Origin of the sequence: Reichenbachiella agarivorans, from assembly GCF_025502585.1 — a bacterium.
Classification (GTDB): Bacteria; Bacteroidota; Bacteroidia; order Cytophagales; family Cyclobacteriaceae; genus Reichenbachiella; species Reichenbachiella agarivorans.
The window spans coordinates 2,564,174-2,587,489 of the sequence record NZ_CP106679.1; the positions used below are offsets into that span (position 1 = coordinate 2,564,174).

Sequence of the window (23,316 nt, forward strand, 5' to 3'; positions counted from 1 at the left end):
TTATGATGAGTCAAAAAATAGACTGCGATATGAGAATTACAACTTAATGTAGGGTTGGAAACACGGAGGTGTGAGAATAATATCTACTTACATGCCATATTGCTGATCAGGCAGTATCAATTAGGCAGTTGATTGGTCAACATCCAGTAGAGACTGATGTCTTTGGTAGCGCGCGTAAAATCTTCAAAAGAAATAGGTTTGACCACATAACTATTTGCTCCGTTTGAGTAGCATTCTTTGAGATCTACAATTTCCTCTGATGAAGTCATTATTACTATAGGAATATTTTTGATGTCAGAACTGCTTTTGATAGCTTTTAATATTTCATGACCGCTTACTTTGGGTAGCTTTAGGTCTAAAAGTACCACCTTGGGATTGATGGATAGATCTCGTTCTCTGTACTTGTTCCTGGCAAAGAAGAAATCTAGTGCTTCTTCACCATCTTTGAGCCAAAGAATGTTGTTTTGTACTTTCATTGATTTCAAAGCCCTCATGGTCAATTCTGCATCATCTGGATTGTCCTCAACTAAAACGATTTCTATATTGTCGTAGTTCATTAGTAGTATTATTTTGGTAATGCAATTGTAAATTTAGCGCCCTTGTTTATCACGCCTTTGGCAGTGATCGTGCCATGGTGTCGATCTATTATTTTTTTACATAACGACAAACCTACACCGGTTCCTTCAAATTCGGAATCGCTGTGTAGTCTTTGAAACACTTCGTATAGTTTGTTTTCATATTGCTGGTCAAAGCCTATTCCGTTATCTTCAATATGAATGATGTTGTCTTTTTTATCACTTTCTGACCAAATCTTGATTTTCGGTTCTGCCACATTCGAACTGTATTTGACGGCATTGGAGATCAGGTTTTCAAACACTTGTTTGATCATGTCCTTGTCTCCTTTTATGCTTCCCAAAGTGCCTATTTCAAATATACTTACATCCAACTTAAAATAATTATCCAGCAAAATGTTTTTGACCAGCATGTCCAATGAAAATATCTCTATGCTTTCAGTACTTCTGCTCATTCGGCTAAATGACAATAGGTCATCAATAAGCTTTCCCATTTTATTGCTGTTTCTGATGATACGTTTGAGATAATTGGTCTCTTGCTCGTCTAGTTTTGATCCTACGTCCTCTAATAGTGCGGAAGAATAGCCTTGCATGGCGCGCAAGGGTGCTCTCAAATCATGTGATACCGAATAACTGAATGATTCTAGTTCTTGGTTGGTCTCTGATAGACTGAGGGTTCGTTTTGCTATTTCTTTTTCGAGTAGTTCTTTGGATTCTAGGATTCGTAGGTAGTCGGCTTCTGTTTTCATGCTCAGCGCGATCGGTATGGCGCGAACCATGGCAAGTGCAGTAAAGAGCGAAATCACCGCGGTTAAGAACTTTACAAATCCACTCAAGCGATACACAGGCTCCCAAAACAGCACCACATCGATCAAATGCGTAAAGCCACAGGCCAATATGAATACCCCAAAGAGAATAAAAAATCGTCCAAATGGGATTTTCTTATACTTCCAGTAAAAGAATATCAGAAGCATTGGAATAGCAGAATAGGATAGAAAGATGGTGAGGTCGGATAGGATGTAGAACCAACCTTCGGTTTCTGACCATTGTCCACAACCCCATCTGGCTGGCCATGCAGAAGTATCTAGGAGGTTGGAAAAGTAATCTGAGACCGAAGACACCTGCACTACAGGTTGTGCGCTCATGGTGTTGTTGCAGGATGCAAAACTAGTATCTATCGGTACGATGTGGGTGGAAGATGGAGTCAAGTTGTGGGTGGTTATGTGTGTTTTTTAGATAGTTTAAGTAGCAGATGGCTAATAATTTATGAATTTAAGGGGACTTATAGAAAGATTAAATTGTTTATTTTGATCAGAAGGAATCAAAGGAGTCAACTGTGCAGATGTACGATCTGGGGTCTTTTGTTGTAGAGGATGGCGTCAAAAGTGGAATCCAGACCGTGATATTCACCATGACCTGGCCCTATGATTTACCAGCAGTGGATGGCTATATTTCTTATGCTATGGCCAAAGGGGGCTGCTTCTTGAATCGATTGATGAAACTACAGTGTTGACAAAATTCTTCCACCAGGACGCCATTGAGGAATCCCGTGCGCATAGCCGTAAAGCGCTCGCTGTTGATGATTTCCATCAGGGATTTTTCTTTGACGTTGCCTAGGTTGATCATGGCTTTTTGATCCAAACAACAGGGTACTACCGAACCGTCCGCATGTATGCCGATGTGGTTGAGGACACCATTGCAGCGACCTTGGGTTCCTTGGAGGGGTAGCTCCATAGAAGGCCACTCGAAACGCGAATCAAAATGTAGATAGAGTCTGTTCCAGATGTTCTTCGATTTGATCGCACCCACCTCGATGTTGCGGTTGATGCTGATCTCAAAGTATGATTCGATGGCAGTGAATAGCTCTTCGTTGTCCGAGTCGCTGCTGTCCTGATTCCATAGTCTGAAATTGGTGTAGAGAGCCGGTCTGATGTGCTGCGCCTCCTTCACAAACTCAAAAATGGGCGTGAGATAGGGTGCCAATTCCCGCTCTGGAAAATTGTCTCTAAACGCCTGCAAGGAAAAGTTGACTTGACGCACACAGCTCGAATGCAACAGGAGGTCCTTATGACGACCGATCAGGAGTCCGTTGGTCGTCAGGTCGATCTGTGTGTTGTATTGATCGCACAGTGCTAGGATTTGAGCAAATTGAGGATGGGCAAGCGGCTCGCCCAATAGGTGCAAACAGATGATCTCCGCAAGTGGCGCCACTTGCTTCAATATCTCTTCGAACTCGGCGATGTTCATGATCTTTTTGTCCTTCTCCATGACAGGACAAAACGAACATTGCACGTTGCAAATATTAGAAATCTCTAAATAGATTCTCTTAAACATGTGGTTGCATCTTTAGCCCAGACAAACGCTTTTCGGAATACAAGACCTATGCAATTTTCGGGTGCGCGAATTTAGAATAGTGGAGCAATATTTCAACTCATCGCAGATATATTTTTGTTAGCTAGTTAAGTGGTTTACAACTATTTGGGACATGGAGGTGTCTGAAGTCCATGAGCAGATTAATGATAGCTGTATTGTTGATAGGGGTCCTGTCACAATGCAAAGAGGATTGTACGCAAAGTGATAAGTGTAGTTTAGCACCAGACGCTGGGTTTTGCTATGCATACATCCCGAAGTATTATTACGACAAAGAAGAAAAACAATGCAAGTCGTTCATTTATGGTGGCTGTGGTGGAGAGGTGCCATTTGAGACCTTGGAAGCATGCGAAAACGGATGCTATTGTGATAGACAAGTAGAAGAGATGTAAATCCCTGTTGTTTTAGTTCTTCCGCAGGGTGACTCCACACCATTAAAATGAAAAGCAGAGCCCGCCTGCCGACCGTGTCAGAGACACTGCTTATCATGTCATCCTGAATCTCTCCCTGTCATGGTGAGGTTCTCGAACCATCGGACAGGCGGTGCAGAAGCCTCGGAGCTGCCTATTTACCCTTCGAGAACCTCAGGGTGACAGGGGAAATTGCTGCTCGCTGGTTTTACTCAGTTGTTTTAGTTCTTCGGCAGAGTGACTCCAAAACATCGAAATGAAAAGCAGTGTGCCTATAATGGTTGAGTTTGAAGTTATCTTTCAGAACACTTCAAACAACTAGTTCATTGCTGTTAACTCCTGCACTCTCTTGCGGATACCAATGCTCAGGGTAAAGCAACAACGGGAGTCATCTAGCCTTTGTTATACTTGCTTGATAAGGTAGAGTTGCCTTGTGTTACCGCACAAGTAGCAAAAATGATATATATCTTATTTGAAAAAGACTTATATCATTTTTGAATAAGATATATATCTAAAGTAAAAAAGATATATATCTTTTTGGTTATTCATAAGCAACCATGAACCTGATGATGCTGTAGGTGCCACCCATAGCAAGGCTCTAAGCAAGCAGATGTACCGTTACCGAGCGCAAATACACCTGTTACCTCCACGAATCTTCTCCCTATATCTGGGTATTTTTAGGATGGATCTTGATCTTTGAGACAGGCTTACTTGCCGCTATGCTGGGAAAGGGGTATTCTTGGGGGAATCAATGATAGACATCTATGATGGATATACTCGAACAGCTTGAGATGAAAGAGTAGCAATTACTTTTTGAAATGAGAATATACGAAATATATAATATTGTTTGATTATGAGTGAGTCAAGTTACGAAGATTCGATCAATAAAATACGAGACTACAGTATTGAACAATTTGATAAGAACATTGTTTTTATAGCATCTGGTGCCCTAGGCATATCGTTCGCTTTTATCAAGGACATTGTCGACTTATCTAAAGCAATATGCATCCAACAGTTGATGTGGGCATGGGGTACTTTCGCTGGAGTTATTTGTTTTAGTTTATTAGGACATTTCATTTCCATGCAAGCACACTCGTGGGCTTGGGCTAATCAAGAACTAAGTGATGATGCTTACAATAAAGTTGTTAGAAAATGGAGTCTATCCATAAGGATATTAAATGTGGCTATGATTCTCGCTATCTTTATTGGAACGTTATTACTTATCAGTTTTATCAACCAAAACTTAAACGAAACATGAGCGAAGACAAAGAAAAAAATGAGAGGGAATCTAAACAAGGTAAATCATCAGATGATGATACTCTATCATCTAAAGGGGAAGATTTATTTCACAACGTTGTTCGCTTTAAAAGAGTAGAAAAGGGTGCTAATCATTTTCCTGATCCTATTGGGGATTTTAATTTCGAGTATTTAAGAAGAGCTGCAGAGGTTAAACTAAGGCCTGTTCGTGCGAAAAAAGGTGGGGATAACGAACAACCAGAAGAAAATAAAGACAAAGATTAATTTTAATCAAGACCTATGACTAGAAATTTAAATCACCATTGGTCTTAGTATCCACTAAGACCCAAAATATAGAAGGGCGTCTGCCTGTCATGACAAGGTCGTAGTGGACGAGACGACCAGAGGTGTAGATTGACGGCAGAGCAACTACCGTAGTCCTCGCTCTCAACGAGAACCACGGTACAGCATTTGCCATGCGATCCACTGCCTATCCTAGTGGAGTTTAGTGAGATCTCACCCTTATTTCACTACAGTAGCTTCTAATTCTACTTTTAGTGTTTCATATAGTGCTTGTACTTCTAGCACGGTGCTGGCTTGTTTTATATGATGGCGATTGCACCAATTTTGAAACAAATCAAAGCAAGAAAAAAGCTCTTCTGAGGAGGTAGTATAGATATTTAATCGTACAATGTTTCCACATTCGTACCCAGCATCTTCTATGACTTTTTCTAGATTGGCTATTGCTTCACTGAGCTGGGTTCTCATATCAGCTGTACTCGAAATACCATCGTCACTGATGGCTGTTTGACCAGAGACGTATAAGGTACTCATCACATTGGTCACTTCAACTGCTTGAACATAACTACGATCATCCTGCCATTTCCATGGGTTAATTACTCTTCTTTCCATTGTTTTTTTGTTTTGCGCCTGGACACAGGCCATTGTGAATAACATGAAGGTTAAAACTGTACCTAGCTTTTTCATTTGTTTGATTGTAATATTGACTAGGCAAAGTTGTCAGAAGGGCATGAGAGTCACTTGTGACATATGTCACTATTGTGAATCTTGGTGTTTGGACAGACTTGTCCGCAATAGACTAGTTATTGGATAAACAGTCTACTCAATGTTTCTCGAGAAACCCCTAGGTAGGAAGCAAGTTGAGTTTTGGAGACTCTTTGCAGAAGAGATGGAGATTGAGTGATGAGTTGTTCATACCTTTCCTTAGCATTGGTAGTGAGTAGCGACAATACCCGCTGTTGAGCACCAATGAATCCCATGTTGGATTTTTGCAGGAGGAATCTTTCTATTTTCGGCATGCTATTACACAAACTCCAATAGTCATCGTGTGCTATACAATAGACGGAGGTTTCTTCTAGACATACCAAAGACATGGTCGCTCTAGTCTTCATAAAAAAGGCACTGAAGTCACTCTCCCACCAATCTTCCATCGCAAACGATACAATGTGCTCAGATGCGTCCTTGTCTACAAACACCAATTTTAAAAGGCCAGAGACTACATAGTAGGCGTACTCCACTTTTTGTCCTCGTTCAAAAAGGAATTCCTTTTTATGAAAATGCTTGAGTGTGAAGTAGGGCAATAGAAGATCAAACTCGTCATCAGTCAGAGTAACTGTCTTTTCTATGTGTGCTCTTAGTTTTTTGTGCATGATTCAAGGAAATAGATTCTGGTATGTTGACTAAAAAAATCTGCCTGTCATGACAAGGTCGTAGCATCTGCTGCGACCAGTGGTATCGATTGACGGCAGTACAAGTCTGTTGCCCTCTGCATTCAATATCGCCAACCCCTTGTCTAACATCTAGTATCTAAAATCTAACGTCTATCATCTAACATCTAATACATCAACTCAAAGGCACTCCTATAAGCATCGATCTCCTGTACATAGTCGAGGAATTTGTTGTAGAAGGGATGCTGTCCGATGGTGGCACTGTCGCCGATTACGACCAGTTTCTTCTTGGCGCGGGTGAGGGCGACATTCATGCGGCGGGTGTCGCCGAGGAAGCCAATCTCTCCGTTTTCGTTGGAGCGGACGAGGCTGATGTAGATCACGTCACGTTCCTGTCCTTGGAAGGAATCCACTGTGTTGACCTGAACCTTGCTGGCGACCGCTGTGTCTAAGCCACTTTCCAGTAACTTTTCGGTGAGTAGGAGGGTCTGCGCCTTGTAGGGGGAGATCACGCCGACACTTTGGAGGTCGTCTTGGTGGCCGATGGTGTCGAGTTGGCCGAGGTACTCGATCAGGTGTTTGAGGAGGATGTCCGCCTCTTCGGTGTTGAAGGAGCTACGGGTCTCTGGGTCGATTGCCTCGAAGAACCCACAACCCGCTGTGTCGATGAACTCCACGGGCGTGTCCTCAGAGAAAACCTTCCACTGGCGTACCCTATCGTCTGCTTTCAGTTCGTTTTTGTAGAACATGCGGCTGGAGAAGTTCATGATTTGCTCGTGCATCCTGTACTGGATGGACAGCATCACATCTGCTTTGTTGCGCTGGATGGCCTTTTCGAAGAGGGTCACTTCCAGTCCTTTCTTCGCCGCATCGAAGGATCGAATGGTCGGTGGCAGTTGACAGTGATCCCCTGCAAAAATTACTCGTTGTGCTCTCAGAATCGGAATCCAAGAGGCTGCCTCTAGTGCCTGTGCCGCCTCGTCGATGAACACCGTCCCAAAGCTCATGCCTTTGATGTAATTGTTGGTCGCGCCGACCAGCGTGCTCACGATCACCTGAGACTTGGAGACGATATCGTTGATGATGTAGTACTCTAGGTTGTTGGCGTCATCTTTCAGTCTCAGTGCTTCGGACTTGATGGCGCGGCGTTGGACCTTCTCGGCATGACCAAAGCTGCGTTTGTATTTGCTCGCGAGTTTGAAGTATTCTTCGGACTGCTTCCGTAGGTCTTTCAGGCTTTTGAAGTCGGCATGGTTGGCGATTTTGGCATCCAGTGTCTTGCTGAGGATGTCCTCATGTACTCTGGCGGGATGTCCCACTCGCAACACTTCTATTTTTTGCTCCCCCAATTTCTCGGCGAGTAGGTCTACGGCAGCATTGCTGGGTGCGCAGACGAGCACTTGGTTTTCCCTGTGCAGCGTCTCGATGATGGCTTGCACCAGTGTGGTGGTTTTGCCAGTGCCAGGAGGGCCATGGATGATGGCGACATCTTGGGCGTTTTTGACGAGGCGTAACGCTTCGTTTTGGCTGTCGTTGAGTCCCAGGTCTCTGATGGTATCTTGGTTGTCGAAGGATGCCTCTTTCGTCCCTAGGATCACTTGTTTCAGGTGATCGATGCGATCGTCTCCGCCTTTGATGACTTTTTGGAGCGCTTTCTCCATTTCCCGATAGGCATTCTCATCGAAGAGCAACTGGATGCCAAGTTGGGAATGTTGTGCCCACTGAGGCAGTTCATCGACGTTGATGGTGATGTGCATCTCCGTCTTGGTGACGTTGTTGACCACACCAGAGACAGCCTCGTCGGAGTTCTCGCCTCCACCGCTAGAGAAGAGGCTCACCAACTTGCCAGATTGAAAGGAGTGCGCATCGACATGTTCCTTTTGTCGGGACACCTTCACCATCAATCGCTCTCCCGCATCGAAATGTGTCTTGAGCAAATCCACGGGGTACCAGCATACGCCTGATTTTCTACGCTCCTTCAGCGAAGTGCTGGACATCTTGAGGCGGTACTGACGCAGGTCTTCTTCCTTCTCCTGATGGAGGAGTTGCAGTTGGGTTTTGAGTTCTTCCTGAATGTTGCTTTTGGACATGGATGCGGCTATAGATGCTGTAAGAGTTCTTTGATATCGGTGAGTTGGATCAGTTGGTTGTGTTCAATTTTTCGATCTACTTTTTCATGTTCCCACGTGATATGATAGGGGATATGAAAGGCATGACCACCGAGATTGAGCACGGGCAGTACGTCCGACTTGAGGGAATTCCCAATCATGGCAAACTCGTCTGCTTGGATGTCTAAGTGGCGGATCACTTTTTCGTAATCAGGTTCTTTCTTCTCCGACATGATCTCGATGTGGTGAAAGTACTTTTCCAAGCCTGACTTCTTGAGTTTGCGCTGTTGGTCGAGGAGGTCGCCTTTGGTAGCCAAGATCAGTCGGTACTTTCCTTGCAGAGTGGACAAAACATCTTCTACTTCGTCGATAAGGATGACGGGTTTTTGGAGGAGCTCTTTGCCGATGCGCAGGATCTGCTCGATGTCCGTGACGTTGAGTGTGCGGCCGGAGATTTCGATGGCACTCTCTATCAGCGACAGGACAAATGCCTTGATGCCATAGCCGTAGAGCTCCATGTTTTGCAGCTCGATGCGGTAGAGTTCCTTGGCGACACTGTGCTGTGGCATGTATGCCTCCAGCAGTTGACAAAACTCCGTCTCTGCCTCACGAAACAAGCCTTCGTTGTGCCACAGGGTATCATCCGCATCAAAGGCAATGGTTTTGATCTTCATATTGGGATTGGAAAATGAATGATTTGCCAAAGAAAGTACATTTTAGCGTCTCAGCATAGGGAAGGGACGGTTTAGATGTGTGAGGGCATAGCGTAGTACTTTCCGGATGATGTTTTTTTGGAATTCCAAGAAAGGAAATTCTTCTTTGAGGTGGGCGTATCTGGATTTGGGAAGTTTATAGTTGAAGAAACCAAAACTCAAGTCCATCTTATCTGCTTTGCGAAAAGCCTCGGCCAGCGCATTGTCCTTATGGATTCCCAGTTTGTGATGCATGATGATCAGCGAGCGGACTGCCTCATCGAGTTCTGTGCTGTTGTTTTCTCTCAGGTATTCGGAGGCCAAATCGGCACTCGGCTCCAAATAATCTAGGGTGTTGTGTGTCCAGATACCTAGGTCATGAAAGGCCGCAGCGACCGCCAAGGTCTCAGATGCTGGATAGTTCAGTTCGTCGTGATGCAGGAGTAGCGTCAAGTGATAGACCCGATAGACGTGGTTGCGGTAGGCATTGTAGTCCGCACCCAATGCCTTGGTGTAGTAGAGGAGAATGCCTTCGATGCGGGGGATGGATTTGTTGGCCATGGTGCTAACTTGTATTTGTTCACTAAGCTAAGGGATATAATACTGAGTTCCGATTTCATCTTGGCACTTTCGGAATCTTGTTTTCCTGAAAACATACCTAACTTAACCGCCATGTGGTGATTTATCTCAAAGATGAACTTCAAAAACGCTTAAATGACTACCAATGAAAATATATAAACTACTTATCCTATTTACTTTGATCTTAATTTGTGTCACTTGTTATGCTCAAGATGTTAAAATGAATAAGGAAGTAACAGCAATTGTATCTCTGGGCAAGGACTCCCTTGTGCAGATGGCCCTAGAGCTAGTGGACGAAAAGGTAGGCGTTGAGTATTTTGCCAAGATTAGGGTCATGACAGATGGGAGAGAGGTTTATGTTTCGTTTCAGAATCCAGTGAAATATCTTCCAATGAACTCAGCGTACTATTTTGATTTGAACGTGTCACTGCTCGACCAAGTAACTAGCTATGGTGCTGTCACCAATGGGATCGTTAGAGCAGAAGAAAAACCTAGATTCTATCAACAGACGCAAGAAACTAAGGAGAATATCCAGTTTGTGGTCGATGCAATTAATCGTAGTGATGCAACGGGCACAATTAATTTAGCAGATTTCAAGAATGAGATGACCATTCGAGAACAAAAACAATACTACGATATCACAGTCATTTCAGCATTTCAAGAGTCATCCTATAAAATAGAAAAGACCTCAGGAAAGTTATATAATGTAGAGCATGCTCAACTCGTCCCACCTCCATTTGAAGATGAAAGGGTATTAATGGAGATAAATTAGTGCCAAGAGTCCATATTTATCTCCTCAATATTGCGCTCACTTCAATGTTTGAACTTGTACTTAGTTGCTGCTTTGAGTTTGTCTGAATTCACGATTTTGTAATCGATGGCTATATCAGAGTAAGTGGGAGGGGCTATTTTTAGTTTTTTGCTCGACTTTTTGTAGAATTCCTCCTTGGTTGGGTGATTGGGAGAGCAGACGTTGAAGGTCTCACCCCAAAGTTCTTGCTCTAGGATCGTCTCTATCACACCTATGCAGTCATCCAAGTGAATCATATTGACAGGACTGTCTTTGCCTCCAATTTTCTTTCCAGACAAAGTCACGGCAGGGTGTCGTTCTGGTCCGTATAGTCCAGCCATGCGTAAGACTGTTGTGTTTTTTTCTTTGCTGAATATTTCTTCGGCTTTCAGTAGCGATACCCCACCTCTGGAATAGCAATCATAGCTGGCATCTGCTTCGGTCACCTCGGCATTTGGAGACGGATAGACCGCCGTTGAGCTGATGAACAGGACTTTCGTTTTGTCAAAATCTATTTGATTGGCAATGGCTTGCAACTGGTCAAGATGAAAATTGGGATCCTCTGGCGTATTGCGTGGAGGTATGTTGATCATGAAGATTTCGTTATCGAAGAAATCAGAAGAGTCAATCGTCTTTTGTCCTTTTTCACTCAGATAGGGTTCTATGCCTTCATCTTCCAATGTCTTTAGTTTGGTAGGTGTAGAGGTACTGCCTTTAACCTGATATCCTTTTTTGATCAGGTCGATCGCTAGTGGCATACCCAACCAACCACAACCCATGATACTAATTTGCTTCATAAGCGCAAGGATACACAATCCTTGGTTAACCTGTCTGCGTGAGTTGTGCGGCCTCCCGACCAATGAGGCTGCCGATGGCAATACCCATGCCTCCCAGACGTACTGCGACGATGAGGTGAGGAGACAATGTTTTCAAGATGATTTCTCGGGTTTGGCCTGTGCCCATGATTCCTGACCAGCGTTGATCGATCTCATAGGTGGTGCCAGGCAAGATTTGGTCACAGAGCAGGCGATCCAACTGATTCTGGATATGAGGATTCAAAGCCATGTCGTAGGTGGTTTCTCCTTCAAAATCCAAGTTGCGTCCTCCGCCAAGTAGCACCCTGTTTCCTACATTTCTGAAATAATAATAACCCTCATCGAGATGATAAGTGCCTTTGAATTTTAGATTAGGAATAGGCTGTGTGATGAGTACTTGGGCTCTGGCAGGTTTTACGTCGAGTTCAGGAAGGAGTTGTTTGGCAAAACCATTGGTTGCTACGATACACTTTTGGGCTGAGATAGTGCCTTGAACTGTATTGATATTGATGTTGGAGTTAGATTCTTCCATACTTTCTACTTTGATGCCATTCCATATTTGGATGTTCAATGACTGAGCCAGTTGGATGAGGTTTTTCATCATCAAGCCCGTGTTGATTTGGGCTTCTCCCTGAATCGAAATTGCGCCGATTGTATGTTGGAATCCAGAAGATGAAACAATTTGATCATCTCTATGATAGGGGTCAAAACCTAAGGTGTTTCTTAGGGTTTTGTTGAGTGTTTCGAGTCGGCTCAGGGTTGATTCAAAACTGTCTTGTTGGGTAGAGCCAAAGAGTTCGTAGCTGCCATGATTTTCATAACCAATGTTCCCTTCGCCGAGGAGACTTTTGAGATTCTCGAGACCTTTGATGCGTTTTTTAACTCTGGTGATGACCTGCTCTTCGGATTCCTGAGACAGGTCGTGGAGTAGTTCTGTTGGGCTGCCGTAGCAGGCAAAGCCTGCGTTTTTGGTGCTGGCACCAGAAGGTAAAACACCAGCTTCTAGGACGGTGATCTTGGCTTGAGGATTGGCTTTAGCGTATTCAATGGCAGCAGATAATCCCACGATTCCACTCCCTATGACCAGCAGATCAACCTTTCCTATGAAATATTCTTGTTCCCAATAGCTCCACATGAGTGCTAATTTAAGTTTAGGCTATGCTGGGTTGATTCAATCGAAAAATAAGCTCATTGTCTATTGTCCATGGACTATCGACCATTGACTCACTTCACAAGCGATCCCATTTCCTTTTCGGAGATTTTTTTGACGAACATCCTAGGGAATCGACCAGAGACCAAGGTAGTACCTAGTACGATCAAGTTGTTTTCCTCATCTACTTTGATCGAGGCGAGTGTGTATGGGTTGATGTTGCCTATCTTCAATACGCCCGTGGACTCACCAGTCGTGGCATCAAAGACGTTGATGGCAATTTGTCTAGACTGTGTCTCTGCTGCGATTACTGAATATTGAACGTCATTGTACTCGTATAGCACGATGTCCGCAGGGGTCCTTGATCTGTATTCAGAGAATGGGACAGTCATGAAATCAATGCTTGAGGTGATGCTGTTGGTTTCTAGGTTTTGAATGGGTTGGATGAAGTTGTCATTGTATTGATAGCCAAAGATGGAGAAAGTGCTTCCGCTAATGGGTAAAGCTGCTGTCAAACCACCGTCTGTACTTTGTCCTTGCACTACACCTGTCTCGGCATCACCAAAGACTGTAAAGACCACCGATAGCGTATGATTGAAAATACCATTAAAGTAGTAAGTACTGGGGTCCATTTGTCCACAAAAGAAGGGCAATCCGTATCGCTCTGGATCAGAAAAGTGATCGAATATGGCTGATGAAATATCAATATTGGTACCTATAGAAAAAGTCCTGATCTTATCGTTGTTATTGTCATCACGAATTACATTTCCATCTTTGTCATGAATACTCAAAACCATTTGATCAACACCATCAAAACTGAGTAGAATGAGGTTGAGACTGTCAGCTGTGACGTTGACTGCCAATGGCCAGCTCAAGCCATTGTTCAGCGCTATGATTTCGAGAGACGAAGCACTGTTGCCTACTTTGCACAATTGTGCACGTTTGTTGTTGTCCATCATGACGAAGTAGTGCATGTCATCGATGGTGACAAAGTCACCTACTGGTGATTCATACTCGTCGGTATTAAGTTCGGACGAAGCGCTGTAGTTCCCCTCTTCGTCGAGTTCGATGAGTTGAACACCTGCTGGTTTTTTGTTGTCCGTTGTACTACTCAATGACTGTCGTGTCAACACCAGAAAGCCAGAATCTGTAGCGACCATATCGATCGGGTAGTAGCTCTGGTCACTTCTGAAACTGTCGTAGATTTTGGTAAACGAGACCGAAGGGTCAATATCATCATCTTTGCATCCTACTAAGATGAACAAAAGGCAAAATGTATATAATAGGTTTTTCATATGAATCAGGTAGGATTATCGGGAAGAGAAAGTTTTGTCAATGTATCTCAATGGGAAGACGACACTCAGCGAGGCATTGACACCATTGATTTTTGTTTCGTCATTGGTCTCACCCAGTGTCGCCAATTGATTTTCACTGTAGCGCTGGTTGGTATCTGTGATAGAACTCAAACCATAGGAGTAGGATACTTCTAGGATCGTACGGATGTTGCCGACATCCCAGCCAAATCCTAAGCCTCCCAAAGCACCAAAGTAGTTCTGAAACTCATCCTTGACATCTACCGTCACTGTCCCTCCATCATAAGTTTGCGGAGTACCTGTGATGAAATCAGTATGTTTGATATTGGTTTCTTTTTTGGCGGATAGCGAAAAGGAATATTGCATACCTGCCATAATATAGGGTCTAAGCTTTCCTTGTTTGATCAATTCATATCTCAACGACAATGGCACTTCTATAAAACTCGCCGTTTGGGTGACTTTGTACTCAGACTGAAATGTCTCCACATCTGTATCACCTGTCCACTCTACCATGCTAGAGTAGCTATACCGAGCCATTTTGTAGACAGGTGTCATCGCTATGGAGAATCCTTTGTGATAGAATGAAAGATCCAAACCGATGTGAACACCTGGTTCACTGAAATTTTTGTAGTTCTTTTCTAGTAACTCTGTGTCGTAGTTGATCGGTACTATGGACGAATAGCGTTCTCCTGGATTGGGTTGAGTGAAATTGGTGCCAAACTTCAACCCCAACCACCACTGTGTTTTTAGGAAGTTCTGGTATTCTGATCCAGGCAGTTTTGGCTTCATGCTTCTACGCTGTGCCATTATGTTTTGGGCAGAGAGCAAAAGTAGGATTATCAATAAGACCTTACTTACGGATGAAAAGGCGTTTTGTATCATTGAGTTTTGGTGATTTGGCTTTGAAAAAATAAAATCCTGGCATCATATTGTCGAGCTGAAAAGTAACCGTGTGTTTGCCGGGAGCAATGGCTCTGCGTGCAGACCTAACCACACGTCCTGAGGAATCGATTAGCTCGAAGTTAACCTCCTGGTAGTCATTGACCACCACGTTGGCTTGTACATAATTGGTAGCAGGGTTGGGATAAATAGATTCAATCTGGAATTTAGATTGAGTGTAATTATCTGCACTAGTGACCACTTCTTTGATCAGATCCAAGGGTTCGTAATTGCCCCCAGCATGACTAGGTCCTGAAATGAAGTCACCGAAGAATATGTCTTGATCTACTACTGATTGATCCACGCCCATCCATTCGTGCAGGATGTTGGCGTATATTTGACGATAGTCAAACTGCATACCGACATTGTTTTTACTGAGATCTGGATTGGTTCCATAGATTCCAGCGTTTACACCAGCACCGAATAGCATCACAGGACCTCCAGTTCCATGGTCTGTACCATAGGAGCCATTGGATGCTATCCTACGGCCAAATTCAGACATTGTCAGAGTCAATACTCTCTCCGATAGACCTCTTGATTTCAAATCCGCATCGAAGGCATGCATAGCCGAACTAATGTGGTACAACAATGCAGCATGTCCCCCCAATGTAGGATCGTATGAGGTCGTTTGCTCGGCATGCGTATCGAAACCACCGATTTTGACCAAAAATACTTTTGTTTTAATTCCACCACTCAACAACCTGGCGATCAATTTTAACTGATTGCTTAGAGGGTTTTTGGAATTGCTGAATGGATATTTTTCAGGATAGGTGACAGAGCTCTCTTTGGTAGGGGCGTAGATCTCAGCCAGTCGTTTGATGTAAGTCTCTGACTTGTCCTCCAAACTCAAGAGCCAATCCATTTCCTTTCCATAGGGACTAGGTTTGAGAAATTCAGGTGGAATTCCTCTTGGATCTATTCCTTCATCCGTAAAGCCCTCTAGGTTTTCTATCAAATCGGCAAACCCTTGAGGATTGCCAGGGAGCGAAATGGAGGTTGGGATATTTCCTTCCTGATGAAAGAGGAGCGAAACGTCGTTACCTATTTCCAAGGCCAAAGGATCGGGCATTTCTGAATTGGGAAATTGCTCCGGATAGATCATGGGTGCGTACTCCTGATTCAGGTATCGACCTATCCAACCCGAAGAAAAATAATCATCCGAGCTGCCTCCCATCAGTTGGATGTCTCTGCCTCTAAAGTGCGATCCATTGTTGTTTTCGTAGGATACACCTTGGAATACTGCTGCCTTACCACGGTCATAGAGGTCTTTGAAACTATTCATATCAGGATGTAGGCCTACCTGATCAGCAGCTGGTACTGTACTGTCCAATGGAATCAAAGTCCTATTTCCAGACTTATAAGGGATCGCAATGTTCGCTCTGCGGCTATAGTACTCCTCGTATTTATCAATAGGAATGATGGTGTTGAGGCCATCATTGCCGCCATGCATTTGTAGCATGATGAGGACTCGGTCATTGTTGCTTTGCGCAGCGAGTTTTTGGAATTGCTGCTGCCCCGCTAGGACTTGAATGGGAATACCTTGAAATGCAATAGGTGCACCTGCCGCAAACCCTAAATTCTTTAAAAATTTTCTTCTTTGCATCGTATGAGTTTTTGGACTTACATTAATTGATATTCAGGTGTTTGCAATAATGCATTAAACAAATTGGCGAGTTGGTTGTCTGCTTTGTCAGGGTCTGTGCCATTGTCCCAATTGGTAGTCCATGCTGTCTCAGGATCAGCATCCATGCTGCCTACCAGAGCATCTAGGAAATAAGCCATGCGTTCTTGCGTCATCTCACTGCCTCCACTGCCGTCAAAAGTGACTGCATCACTCATAGGCAAGAAGTATTCTATCAGGCTTATAATCAATGCTCTTGCGTCTCTTGCAGTCGCGTTGGGGATAATGTCCTGTACGAAAAGCAAGGGTCTGATGTCTCCTATGTCTTGAAGGTCACCTGGGGTGATTCTATTTCGGATGAAATTATAACGGTTCGTTAGGTAGTTTGGGCTGATCCATGATCTGTTGTAGAGCGGGAATTGATGATAGGCAGAATAGCCTGCTACCTCAAAGGGTTCATACAGATCTAAGCCTTGTGCACTCATTTCACCGAGTATTGACAAAGTCAATTCATAGAATTTGTCAACATTGGTTTGCGCGCTTGGGATTTCAATTCCAAAATTTTTGATAAAACCCAAAGTCAAGTCTAGAGGGGATTTGATGATGCCTCCAAACGCATCATCAATGATGGCTGCAGCTCCTCCGTAAAATTCTTGACTGGTGAATAGTGCCTCTAGCACAGGAGCCAGTTTGTAGTCATTGGCAACAAATACATCTGCCATGTCTTGGATGATACCAGATTGGATTTCAGGTGTCACCTCATGGTAAACATAGAATCTGTAGAGTCTTCTGCAGATGTGTTTGGGTGTTTCGTCCTGATCATAGATCAAATCTACCAATTGGCTAATCTCGTCCAAGACACTTTCTTCTGTGGGGCTGCTACCCAATAATAGATCAGGATTTGCTTGAATCGTAGCATTACCCATTCTGTTGCTAAATGTCTTGATACTCGTGTCATGTTGGGTGGCGATGTTTCCACCTCTGATGACTCCTCTCGGTAGTCCAGTTTCTATATCCAGATTAGCAAATGGCAGACTGTCTTCATCAGTGTCCAATTCAAAGCCTGACAATACCTTGGAGGCAGCTTGGACATCTTCTTCAGTAAAGTTGATGTAGTCACCTTCGAATTCACCATCTGGGAGTTGACCTTCTAGACCTCTTCCTATGGTGTAGAGCTCCATTAGTTCACGGGCAAAATTCTCGTTGGGACTCCCTTTTACATTTTGTTTTCCATCCAAAAACTGAAGCATGGCATTTTCCACACATATTTTTTTGGTGAGTTGCTTTAGGTTGACTGGAGCAATGGTAGGGGGCAATATATCTGGCGAGTCTGGATCAGGATTGGGAGTTGCTATTTCTATGTCATGGGTATCAAATGCAAAGTGTCTAAAGAGTGCGTTTTGATAGTAGATTGATTTGGTGTTGCCTACTTTCTCTTTTTGGGTGGTAAAGAGTATGTGCATAAAAAAAACTATGCGCTCTCTAAATGAGTAAGAAAGTTTTTGTGCATCAGGGACATCAGTAGCTAGCATCTGCCCCAGTATCCATGCATTGAGGAGCGCATCTAGGTTGTCACTGTTGACATCTTTGATGACTGGAGTAGAGATCCATTCTTTTCCAGTCTTAGGATCAATCGGAGGGAGAGGGGTGGGTAGGTCATCCAATGAGAGTCTGGCAAAAGCCTCTTGAGCTGTCAGTCCAGCGAATTCATTGATTTCTGCAATAGAGCCGCCTGTGCAAGCTCTTCGCAACAGATGAGCTGCTCTTTTCTTTCCAAGTGTACCTGACAAGGCAGTTAGTGGCATAAGCGTGGGGTTGAAGATTACAACTACAAGTATAACAAGAATCAATGTTGGTTGTTATATTATTTCTTGCAATAATTATATGTTAACAAAAGAGAAATCACGAAATTGTATTCTCTTGATGCCGATAATTATTTAGTAATTAGTCTCTTCTAGGGATGCTCGATTGTGGAAGAATTCCAAACGGATTCTTCTACAATCAAGCTACATGTTTTTGAGTAACAATGGCTGGTATTAAATCTAATCGGCAAGCATTTTACTTGATCAACGATCTGATTTTATCTATTTTTTCTTGTTTGAATCTACCTCTGGTCGCCCATAGGATAGTTCCTTCTGGATCAAGGATGAAATAATAGGAAGTGTCTTTTCTTCCCAACATATCCAGGACTTCTTGGTATTTTTTCAAACCACCCTTGTGATATAGGATGTGTGGAAGCAAAAGTGGGTCAATGGACTCATTGACTTGCTGTCTCACGATTCCTTCCGCAGCAGCATTTACGCCACTAAACATGATGACGAAATAAGCATTGATACTCTCTGTGCCATCGCTGAGGAACTCTTGGTAGATAGGGACGATCCAATCCATGAGTGCTTCTTGAGATTTTTTATTGTAAGTGAGTCCAATGATGGTGTATTTCCCTTTTGAATCTTCGGGTAGATTGTAGGAAGTGTCAAAGGATTCAGCTTCTAAATTTGGAAATGTACTGCCAATAGCTGCTGATTCTTGTGCATAGCTGCTAATCGTAAGTAGTATAAATGCAATTACTAGGTAGATGGTTTTCATATGTTTTGATTTTTATAGAAAGTTCAACAAAAGCATCGAATTATAAAAATCAAATTGAAATCCTTGTTCTGATGAGAGGATAAAAAAAACCTCAGCAAAAGCTGAGGTTTCAAATGTTTTATGAGACACTTTGAGTAATTAGCTAGCGCAAAACTCTTTCAATCGTTGATTTTTGTTTGGCTCTCTCAATTTCTGAAGTGCCTTTTCTCTGATTTGTCTTACTCTTTCTCTAGTCAATCCCATGATGTCACCGATTTCTTCTAGTGTGAATGGGTTGTCAGAACCAATACCAAAGCTCATTTTGACTACTTCTCTCTCTCTGGCAGTCAAGGTAGATAGTGCTCTGATCGTTTCTACTTTCAACGAATCGTTGAATACCATCTGTCCATCAGTTGGGCCAGTAGTTTTGTTTTCTAGTACGTCAAGCAATGACCCTGATTCGTCCTCTCCAAATGGAGCATCCATAGACATTTGCTTCACTTCAGCACCCAAGGTGTTTCTGACTTCACTTGGCTTCATTTCCAAGATCTCGGCCAACTCCTCTTCGGTTGGTTCTCTTTCGTATTTTTGTTCCAACTCAGCATAAGCTCTTCTGATTTGGTTGATTGCGCCAGATTTATTCATTGGCAACCTTACTATTCTTGATTGCTCAGCCAAAGCTTGCATGATCGACTGACGAATCCACCATACGGCGTAAGAGATAAATTTAAATCCTTTTGTTTCGTCAAATTTCTTGGCTGCTTTGATCAGTCCTAGATTGCCCTCGTTGATCAAGTCATTGAGTGGTAAACTTCTGTTTTGGTATTGTTTCGCTACCGAAACCACAAACCTCAAGTTTGCTTTTACCAATTTTTCCAAAGCCAGATCATCCCCTTGTTTAATTCTTTGCGCCAATTCCACCTCTTCATCAGGTGTAATCATCGGCACACTACTAACTTCAGTAAAGTACTTTTCAAGTGTGTGACTTTCACGTCTGTTAGTGATGGATTGTGTGATCTTAAGCTGTCTCATATGATATATTTTTCCTTATTTATTAGGACTCTAAAATTCTACATAATTCTTGGTGTAGAATTATTAGCCCGCAAATTTAACCTTTTATACGATTTCTTTCAAACTGAAGATTAGTTTTCTCTGATATTTCCTAGATGTGTGGTCTCAAATGTCTGGTAGAGACATCTAGTTCATGAGTTGGTTTTTCTTCATTCCTCTGAAAGTACAAAACATAACGTAATAATCCTATGATATTGTCATTTTTATCCTAGTTCTTGATATTCAGACAAAAAAGAGTTAATATCATAGGTACTGATTGAATGTAAACCTAAATCTACTAAACTATGGTAATGAATTTTAAAGGTGCGAAGGTCGAGCAATCCAATGGCATCCAGTATGAAACAATCGCCGATTACATGGCTAAAGATCTGATCACATTTACACCAGATATGGAGATTGCCGAGGCAATTGACATTATGCTCAAAAAAAGAATCTCTGGAGGTCCAGTTCTCAATGAAAAGAGGGAACTCGTGGGGATGCTTTCTGAAAAGGATTGTCTCAAGGTACTGGTGCAGTCTTCGTATCACAACATACCCAGTGGGAAAGGCACGGTCAAAGACTATATGTCTACCAACGTGAAAACTTTGGAAATGGATATGGATGTGGTGTCCTGTGCCAATGAATTTTTGACTACCTACTTCAGACGATTCCCTGTGACACAAAATGGCGTACTCAAAGGACAGATATCTCGCAGAGACATCATGCGTGCGGCTCAAAAGATTAAATCTACAACTTGGTAATTATTTTATCCGATTAGGGTTATCCGACAAAAATGCTTTCCAGCTTTTACTGCTGGATTGCACATTTCCTCCCTGATAGTGATGAGTCAGTGCTACTGCGAGAGCATCCGTAGCGTCTAATAGTTTGGGTGCATCTTGGAATTTTAAAATTGATTTGAGCATGGCTGCCACCTGTTCTTTGGATGCGTTTCCATTGCCTGTCACGGATTGTTTTACTTTTTTGGGCGCATACTCAGTGATGGGGATGTCTCGGTTGAGTGCAGCGGCCATGGCTACACCTTGGGCTCTGCCCAATTTGAGCATGGACTGGACATTTTTGCCAAAGAATGGAGCCTCCAGCGCCACATGATCAGGAGCGAACTCATCTATGATTGAGGAGACTCGCTCATAGATTTTTTTTAGTTTCAATTCGTGATTTTCGTATTTTGATAGATGTATCACGCCAAATTGAAGGAGCTTTACAGTCGATCCCGTAATCAATATCACACCATATCCCATGACGTTAGTCCCAGGGTCAATACCTAAAATGATTTTTTCTTTAATTTTTTGCATGGATGTGAATAGCATTGCAAGATAGAAAATCATCCTACGTTTTGTCCAAGAACAAGTCTTATTTATGGAGTTTTTGCGAGTAGATCATTTGAGGCAACGAGCAGTCTGGTTTTATCCAGTCTTGCGGATACTGTGGGTATGGGTGATTCCCGTGGCAGTATTGAGCATGGTTGTCTTCAAAATCCATGAAGGTGATTTTAACTGGAGTTTCTTTCATCTCATGGACATGAGTTGGTTGCTGGTAGCTGTCTCCTTGTTGCCACTCAATTTGTTGATAGAAGCATACGCCTGGTATTATTTGATCCGAGATATGGATAATAAATCCTTTGTGGAAGTATGGAAAGTGACTTTGATAGGTAGAAGTGTCAATGTATTGACTCCTTTTGGCTTGGGAGATGCAGTGGTACGCTTGGGAGACATTGCAAGGCAAGATAGAGTCAAGGCTGTGTCTGCGCTGGCCGTAGTTCGTTTTTCTCAGATGGTGCCCACTTTTATCTTTGGGTCTGTATCAGTGTTTTTTTTGATTCTATTGGGAGCCAAACTTTTCTCTCTGACAGTGGTTTTGGGTTCGTGTTTGGGCGTGTTTCTTATGTTAGTCATTGCATACCTGTCTTTCAAGGATAAAATTCATTCCCAAATGGAAAGGTATAGATTGTCTTTTATGAATTACCAATGGAGACAATGGTTATACGTGCTCTTGCTCTCCTCCTGCCGTTACGTTATTTTCAGTCTGCAGTTTTTGATGGTCTTTTATGTGTTGAAGATCAATTTAGATGCCCACATTATTCTTTTAGGAGTGTTTTGGATTTTTTTGATCAAAACTTTCATACCCAATGTGACCGCACTGGGGGATTTGATGAACCGAGAGTTGTCTGCTGCGCTTTTCTTTTCTTTCTTCCATGTGGACATGGCTTTGATAGGGATTGCTAGTGCATTGATATGGCTCGTCAATATTATTTTACCTGCGCTGATAGGTTTATTATTCATCTCTGGTTTTAGCCGCAAGCACTTATGATATGGGTTTTGGCTAGCACTGTTGGGGTCTATTGCTTGGGAATGATAGTGATGATCTACGGAATCCATCGTACTGGTGGGAAGTCCAAAATTTCTCATTCGACCATCGCTGTGACGGTGCTATTGCCTGTTCGGAATGAGGAGAAAGGCATAGTCCAAACCGTTAAGAGTATATTGACCAATACCTACCAAGATTTTGAGTTATTGGTGCTCGATGATCATTCCACAGATCAGACCGTTCAGGCCATTGCATCTATTGCTGATCCTAGAGTAGTGGTTATACCTCTTGCTGTGCTTGAGGTGGGCAAAAAGGCTGCCATCACCAAAGGAGTTGGTTTGGCCAAAGGAGAATTAATTGTTTGTACAGACAGCGATACCTTGGTGACATCAGGGTGGATAGAAGGTCATGTCCGTGCCTTTCAGCGTGGCAATCAACTTTCTTTTGGGCCTGTGAGATATTTTGATCAAAGTTGCTTGACGAATATGCTCAATGTGGAGCTGTCAGCTCTGGTAGGGGTGGGGGCGGCTACTACTGCACTAGGCTATCCCAGCATGATCAATGGCTGCAATTATGCGTTTGCCAAAAGTGCGTTTATAACAGTGAAAGGTTTTTTGGGCAATGAGAATGTGGCATCTGGTGATGATGAGTTTTTGCTTCGAAAGATAACTAAGCGCTATCCAGGTCAGATTGCTTTTCTTGTCGATCCAGCAGTATTGGTGCAGACAGCAGCACCAGATAATCTACTGACATTTTATCATCAGCGTAAAAGATGGGCATCCAAGTGGAGACACCACCAGGACTGGTTGTCGCATGTCCTGCCTTTTTCTCTTTTCTTGATTTACGGGATATTAGTCGGTGCGAGTATCCATTTGATAGAGGAGCATCTTTGGTTGATTGGGTTCCTATTGGGAGCTAAATTTTTGGCAGATTTTATTTTTTTGAAACAGGCGATCAAAATCTGTAAAAACAAAATGAACGTATTTTCCTTCTTGTCACTTCAAATTATTTACCCTTTTTATGTGGTATTCTTTGGCATAGCTTCTAATTTTGGCAAGTTTCAGTGGAGAAACAGAACCTACCATATTTAACT

24 protein-coding genes are annotated in these 23,316 nt (G+C 43.0%); 7 read left to right on the forward strand and 17 right to left on the reverse strand.

Going from position 1 to position 23,316, the window contains the following annotated elements; all coding sequences use genetic code 11:
* Positions 1-116: 116 nt before the first annotated feature.
* The 3 genes from N6H18_RS10720 to N6H18_RS10730 form a co-directional block, all read right to left on the reverse strand.
* Positions 117-557 carry a response regulator gene (locus tag N6H18_RS10720; protein WP_262308271.1) on the reverse strand — a complete coding sequence of 147 codons (441 nt, stop codon included), beginning with the start codon at positions 555-557 and terminating at the stop codon, positions 117-119.
* Between the two features lie 8 nt (positions 558-565).
* On the reverse strand, positions 566-1,780 hold the full coding sequence (locus tag N6H18_RS10725) for a sensor histidine kinase (protein ID WP_262308272.1): 1,215 nt from the start codon (positions 1,778-1,780) through the stop codon (positions 566-568).
* 247 nt (positions 1,781-2,027) lie between these two features.
* On the reverse strand, positions 2,028-2,906 hold the full coding sequence (locus N6H18_RS10730) for a radical SAM/SPASM domain-containing protein (RefSeq protein ID WP_262308273.1): 879 nt from the start codon (positions 2,904-2,906) through the stop codon (positions 2,028-2,030).
* 170 nt (positions 2,907-3,076) lie between these two features.
* Here N6H18_RS10730 and N6H18_RS10735 point away from each other — a divergent pair, with 170 nt between their 5' ends.
* The 3 genes from N6H18_RS10735 (at position 3,077) to N6H18_RS10745 (ending at position 4,873) form a co-directional block, all read left to right on the forward strand.
* Positions 3,077-3,334 (forward strand): BPTI/Kunitz domain-containing protein, encoded by a 258-nt coding sequence (locus tag N6H18_RS10735; protein WP_262308274.1) that lies wholly within the window; start codon positions 3,077-3,079, stop codon positions 3,332-3,334.
* Positions 3,335-4,205: 871 nt separating this feature from the next.
* Positions 4,206-4,610, forward strand: a complete 405-nt coding sequence (locus N6H18_RS10740) for a hypothetical protein (protein ID WP_262308275.1) — start codon at positions 4,206-4,208, stop codon at positions 4,608-4,610.
* Positions 4,607-4,873, forward strand: coding sequence for a hypothetical protein (locus tag N6H18_RS10745; protein ID WP_262308276.1), 267 nt, complete (start codon positions 4,607-4,609; stop codon positions 4,871-4,873). The genes N6H18_RS10740 and N6H18_RS10745 overlap by 4 nt, the downstream gene beginning before the upstream one ends.
* Positions 4,874-5,110: 237 nt before the next feature.
* Here the strand turns inward: N6H18_RS10745 and N6H18_RS10750 are convergent, their stop codons facing one another.
* The 5 genes from N6H18_RS10750 to N6H18_RS10770 form a co-directional block, all read right to left on the reverse strand.
* Positions 5,111-5,500, reverse strand: a complete 390-nt coding sequence (locus N6H18_RS10750; protein WP_262308277.1) for a RidA family protein — start codon at positions 5,498-5,500, stop codon at positions 5,111-5,113.
* Positions 5,501-5,691: 191 nt separating this feature from the next.
* The gene (locus tag N6H18_RS10755) at positions 5,692-6,258 is read right to left on the reverse strand and encodes a Crp/Fnr family transcriptional regulator (RefSeq protein ID WP_262308278.1); all 567 of its coding nucleotides are present in this window, start codon (positions 6,256-6,258) and stop codon (positions 5,692-5,694) included.
* A gap of 185 nt (positions 6,259-6,443) precedes the next feature.
* A complete protein-coding gene (locus tag N6H18_RS10760) occupies positions 6,444-8,366 on the reverse strand; it encodes an AAA domain-containing protein (RefSeq protein WP_262308279.1) in 1,923 nt (640 codons plus the stop codon).
* 8 nt (positions 8,367-8,374) lie between these two features.
* Positions 8,375-9,088: an HAD family hydrolase gene (locus tag N6H18_RS10765; RefSeq protein WP_262308280.1), complete on the reverse strand. Its 714-nt coding sequence runs from the start codon at positions 9,086-9,088 to the stop codon at positions 8,375-8,377.
* A gap of 12 nt (positions 9,089-9,100) precedes the next feature.
* Positions 9,101-9,637, reverse strand: a complete 537-nt coding sequence (locus N6H18_RS10770) for an HD domain-containing protein (RefSeq protein WP_262308281.1) — start codon at positions 9,635-9,637, stop codon at positions 9,101-9,103.
* Between the two features lie 238 nt (positions 9,638-9,875).
* Here N6H18_RS10770 and N6H18_RS10775 point away from each other — a divergent pair, with 238 nt between their 5' ends.
* Positions 9,876-10,427 (forward strand): hypothetical protein, encoded by a 552-nt coding sequence (locus N6H18_RS10775; protein WP_262308282.1) that lies wholly within the window; start codon positions 9,876-9,878, stop codon positions 10,425-10,427.
* Between the two features lie 41 nt (positions 10,428-10,468).
* On the opposite strand, the gene N6H18_RS10780 is transcribed toward N6H18_RS10775, so the two are convergent.
* The 8 genes from N6H18_RS10780 to N6H18_RS10815 all read right to left on the reverse strand — a co-directional run bounded on the left by N6H18_RS10780 (position 10,469) and on the right by N6H18_RS10815 (position 19,880).
* The gene (locus tag N6H18_RS10780; RefSeq protein WP_262308283.1) at positions 10,469-11,242 is read right to left on the reverse strand and encodes an NAD(P)-binding domain-containing protein; all 774 of its coding nucleotides are present in this window, start codon (positions 11,240-11,242) and stop codon (positions 10,469-10,471) included.
* 25 nt (positions 11,243-11,267) lie between these two features.
* Positions 11,268-12,395, reverse strand: coding sequence for an NAD(P)/FAD-dependent oxidoreductase (locus tag N6H18_RS10785; protein ID WP_262308284.1), 1,128 nt, complete (start codon positions 12,393-12,395; stop codon positions 11,268-11,270).
* Positions 12,396-12,484: 89 nt separating this feature from the next.
* On the reverse strand, positions 12,485-13,705 hold the full coding sequence (locus N6H18_RS10790; protein ID WP_262308285.1) for a hypothetical protein: 1,221 nt from the start codon (positions 13,703-13,705) through the stop codon (positions 12,485-12,487).
* A gap of 15 nt (positions 13,706-13,720) precedes the next feature.
* Positions 13,721-14,530 carry a PorT family protein gene (locus N6H18_RS10795; RefSeq protein ID WP_262308286.1) on the reverse strand — a complete coding sequence of 270 codons (810 nt, stop codon included), beginning with the start codon at positions 14,528-14,530 and terminating at the stop codon, positions 13,721-13,723.
* Positions 14,531-14,573: 43 nt separating this feature from the next.
* Positions 14,574-16,265, reverse strand: coding sequence for a DUF1501 domain-containing protein (locus tag N6H18_RS10800; protein ID WP_262308287.1), 1,692 nt, complete (start codon positions 16,263-16,265; stop codon positions 14,574-14,576).
* Between the two features lie 17 nt (positions 16,266-16,282).
* Positions 16,283-18,088 carry a DUF1800 domain-containing protein gene (locus N6H18_RS10805; protein WP_262308288.1) on the reverse strand — a complete coding sequence of 602 codons (1,806 nt, stop codon included), beginning with the start codon at positions 18,086-18,088 and terminating at the stop codon, positions 16,283-16,285.
* Positions 18,089-18,341: 253 nt separating this feature from the next.
* Positions 18,342-18,869 carry a hypothetical protein gene (locus N6H18_RS10810; RefSeq protein ID WP_262308289.1) on the reverse strand — a complete coding sequence of 176 codons (528 nt, stop codon included), beginning with the start codon at positions 18,867-18,869 and terminating at the stop codon, positions 18,342-18,344.
* Positions 18,870-19,007: 138 nt separating this feature from the next.
* Positions 19,008-19,880 carry a sigma-70 family RNA polymerase sigma factor gene (locus tag N6H18_RS10815; protein WP_262308290.1) on the reverse strand — a complete coding sequence of 291 codons (873 nt, stop codon included), beginning with the start codon at positions 19,878-19,880 and terminating at the stop codon, positions 19,008-19,010.
* Positions 19,881-20,209: 329 nt separating this feature from the next.
* Between N6H18_RS10815 and N6H18_RS10820 the strand changes: the two genes are divergently transcribed.
* Positions 20,210-20,659 carry a CBS domain-containing protein gene (locus tag N6H18_RS10820; RefSeq protein WP_262308291.1) on the forward strand — a complete coding sequence of 150 codons (450 nt, stop codon included), beginning with the start codon at positions 20,210-20,212 and terminating at the stop codon, positions 20,657-20,659.
* Here N6H18_RS10820 and ruvC read toward each other — a convergent pair whose 3' ends face one another.
* Complete coding sequence (gene ruvC, locus N6H18_RS10825; protein ID WP_262308292.1) at positions 20,660-21,211, reverse strand: crossover junction endodeoxyribonuclease RuvC; 552 nt, start codon at positions 21,209-21,211, stop codon at positions 20,660-20,662.
* A 64-nt stretch (positions 21,212-21,275) separates the two neighbouring features.
* On the opposite strand from ruvC, the gene N6H18_RS10830 reads away from it, so the two are divergent.
* A complete protein-coding gene (locus tag N6H18_RS10830) occupies positions 21,276-22,226 on the forward strand; it encodes a flippase-like domain-containing protein (RefSeq protein WP_262308293.1) in 951 nt (316 codons plus the stop codon).
* A 41-nt stretch (positions 22,227-22,267) separates the two neighbouring features.
* Positions 22,268-23,314 (forward strand): glycosyltransferase, encoded by a 1,047-nt coding sequence (locus N6H18_RS10835; protein ID WP_262308294.1) that lies wholly within the window; start codon positions 22,268-22,270, stop codon positions 23,312-23,314.
* Positions 23,315-23,316 lie beyond the last annotated feature (2 nt).